Raw genomic sequence first — 3,955 nt, 5'->3', positions numbered from 1 at the left:
AAACAGTAGAATTACGTTTCTAGCAAATGGTGAGATTAGCGCTAAATCAACAGATGCTGTAACGGGTAGTCAGCTTTATTCGCTGAACGAACAACTTGCAACCTATTTTGGTGGTGGTGCAGGTTATGATGAGCAAGGACAATGGAAAGCTCCAAGTTTTAAGATCAAGCAGTTTGGTGAGGATGGTACTTCTTTTGACAAGAACTATACGAATGTAGCGGATGCACTTGCANAACAACTTGCAACCTATTTTGGTGGTGGTGCAGGTTATGATGAGCAAGGACAATGGAAAGCTCCAAGTTTTAAGATCAAGCAGTTTGGTGAGGATGGTACTTCTTTTGACAAGAACTATACGAATGTAGCGGATGCACTTGCAGGTGTTGGAAGTTCTATCACGAATGTTCAGAATAAATTGACTGAACAGGTTAATAATGTGATTACCAAAGTGGAAAGCGAGAGCTTTGTTCAGAAAGACAAAACAACGCATCGTCTCACTATTGGAGGCGCAGTAGAAGGCAGTGAAATCAATATCGCTAATAGTAGCAAAGCAGATCGAACTCTTTCTGGTGTGAAGGCAGCAACACAAAATAATGAAGCGGTTAATAAAGGTCAGCTAGATAAAGGTTTAAAGGATCTTTCTACCAGCCTTCAGTCTGATGATTCTGCAGTGGTTCTCTACGATAAAAAAGAGGGTGATAATAACACTATAAATTATGCGAGTGTGACTTTAGGAAAAGGTGCAAATTCTGCTTCTGTAGCACTTCACAATGTTGCTGATGGTCAGATTGCCAAGGGTTCACATGATGCAGTCACGGGTGGACAGTTTCATATCATCACAGATGATTTCTCAAAGATTTTAGGTGGCGATGTATCCTTTGATGGCAAAAACTTTAAAGGACCAAAGTATGTCTTATCAACAGTTTCTAAAGACGGTAAGGTAACAGATAAACCGTATGAAGATGTAGAAAAAGCCTTTAAAGGACTTGATACGAATATCAAGACTGTTAACGATCGCATTAAGGAAGTCTCTAAAGGAGTAGCGCAGGATTCTTTGAATTGGAGCAAGGAAGCCAATGCCTTTGTCGCACAGCATAAAACGGAAGAAGGTAAAAAGGAAAACAGCAAGATCACATCGCTGGCTGATGGTTCTATAGTATCAGGTTCGAGCGATGCTGTTACAGGTGGTCAGATTAATACCATAGCTGCAAGTTTATCAAAGATTTTAGGTGGCAAATCATCGTTTGGTGCTGATGGCACTTTTACAGTTCCCAGCTATGACTTATCGACAGTTTCTAAAGACGGTGAGGTAACAGATAAACCGTATGAAGGTGTAGAAAAAGCCTTTAAAGGACTTGATACGAATATCAAGACTGTTAACGCTCGCATTAAGGAAGTCTCAGAAGGAGTAGCACAGGATTCTTTGTTATGGAGCAAGGAAGCCAATGCCTTTGTCGCACAGCATAAAACGGAAGAAGGTAAAAAGGAAAACAGCAAGATCACATCACTTGCGGCTGGCTCTATAGTATCAGGCTCGAATGATGCGGTTACGGGAGGTCAGCTTCATACCATAGCTGCAGATTTATCAAAGATTTTAGGTGGCAGCGTATCCTTTGATGGTGAGAAGTTTAAAGATCCCACTTATACGGTGTCGAAAGTTTCTGAAGATGGTGAAGTGACAAGCGAATCCTATAATGATGTAGGCTCTGCTTTTGCAGGAATTGATACGAACTTCATAAATGTGAATAAACATCTGTCTAATGAGGTCAAAAAGTTTAATGAAAAATTAAGTAATATTACGCAAGAAGTTCAAGGCGATGCTTTGTTGTGGAGTGATGCTGAAGGTGCCTTTGTGGCACAGCATGGAAAAGAAGATAAAAGAGCGAGCAGCAAGATTAAACATCTTGCCAACGGAGACGTTAGTGGAACTTCAAGCGATGCTGTAGCAGGAAATCAGCTATATGCTCTAGGTGACAGTGTTGCGCAGTCTTTAGGTGGTCATGCTAGTTATGCCGGTGGCGCTTGGATAGCTCCAAGCTTCAAGATTAAGACCATTAATGAGGATGGTACTAAAGTTGAAGAGAAGAAGTATAATACTGTATCGGAAGCTTTTGAGGGTGTAGGAACATCTTTTGAGAATCTTCAAAAAGAGTTTACCCAAAACAACACGGAGGTTACTGAAAATATTAAGCAGAATGCATTGTTGTGGAGTGATTCTGACAAGGCGTTTGTAGCAACACATGGAGAGAAGGAAAGCAAGAGTAAGATTACATTTCTTTCCAATGGAGAGGTTTCTTCAAGCTCAAGTGATGCGATCAATGGTTCTCAGCTTTTTGAGACGAATAAGACTGTTGCAACTTATTTAGGTGGTGGCGCTGAATATACAGAAGGTAAATGGACGAATCCTAAATTCACGGTCAAGACCTTTGATGCTGATGGTGGATCTAAAGATCAGAATTATTCTGATGTAGCGAGTGCTTTAACAGGGGTTGGTAGTTCTATCACAAATGTTAAAAATGAGATTACAAAACAAATTAACAATGAAATTAACAATGTTAGAGGAGATAGCCTTGTTAAGAAAGATGCAGATACAAATCTTATCACTATTGGTAAAGAAGTAGAAGGCAGTGAAATCAATATAGCCAACAAGACTGGTACGGATCGGACTCTTTCAGGTGTTGGTGAAGCAACAAAGGATAATGATGCCGTTAACAAGGGTCAGCTTGATGCAAGTCTGAAGGATCTTTCTACCAGCCTTCAGTCTGATGATTCAGCTGTTGTTCATTACGATAAAAAAGATGGTGATAATGGCGGCATTGATTACACGAGTGTAACTTTAGGTAAAGGTAAGGATAAGGCAGCTGTAGGTCTCCATAATGTTGCCGATGGTCAGATTGCCAAGGGTTCACATGATGCAATCACGGGCGGTCAGATTAATAAAATCGGTGAGGATGTAGCTAAGTTTTTAGGTGGAGAAGCATCCTTTAAAGAGGGTGTTTTTACAGCTCCGACTTATAAAATCTCTAATGTTTCTGACGATGGTACAGTAACGACTAATTCACATAACGATGTTGGTAGCGCCTTTGCGGGTCTTGATACGAGTGTCAAGAATGTGAACACTCATCTGTCTAATGAGGTCAAAAAGTTTGATGAAAAACTAAGTAATATTACGCAAGCAGTTCAAGGCGATGCATTGTTATGGGGCAAGACTAAAGGTGCGTTTGTGGCGACGCATGGGGACAATAAAGAGAACAGCAAGCTTACATCACTTGCAGCTGGCTCTATAGTATCAGGCTCGAGTGATGCGATTACGGGTGGACAGATTTATGATCTGCAAAAACAGTTTGCTAGCTATTTTGGTGGTGGCGCTGGATATGAGAATGGAGAATGGATTGCCCCCACATTCAAACTTAAAACTATCAATGATGATGGTAGCACTGGTGAGGAAAAGGTTTACAATAGTGTATCGGAAGCACTTTCTGATATTAGTAGTTCTGTCACGAATGTTCATAATGATGTAACCAATGTAGTGAGTGATAGTCTTGCCAAGCAGGATGATGAGACGAAAGTTATCACTATTGGTACAGAAGTAGAAGGTACAGAACTCAATATTGCAAATAAAGACAAAGAAGACCGGACACTTTCAGGTGTTAAGGCAGCAGAGAATGACAATGAAGCAGTCAATAAAGCGCAGCTTGATGCAAGTCTGAAGGATCTTTCTAACAATCTTCAGTCAGAAGATTCAGCAGTTGTTCTCTACGATAAAAAAGAAGATGGAATAGTTGATTATAAGAGCGTAACTTTAGGTAAAGGTAAGGATGCAGGACCAGTTGCACTTCATAATGTAAAAGATGGTGCCATTGGTGAGAGTTCACATGATGCGATTAATGGTAGTCAGATCAACACGATTTCTCAGGATTTAGCCAAGTTTTTTGGTGGTGATGCAAAATTTGTTGGC

At 40.4% G+C, this 3,955-nt stretch carries 1 pseudogene; it reads left to right on the top strand.

What is annotated here, in order from left to right:
* A pseudogene (locus ACFIKN_RS07420) lies at positions 1-3,955 on the top strand (hypothetical protein); the annotation flags it as partial.

The organism is Bartonella sp. CL436QHHD, from assembly GCF_042195105.1.
GTDB lineage: Bacteria > Pseudomonadota > Alphaproteobacteria > Rhizobiales > Rhizobiaceae > Bartonella.
This window is presented reverse-complemented; position numbering and strand designations above follow the sequence as displayed.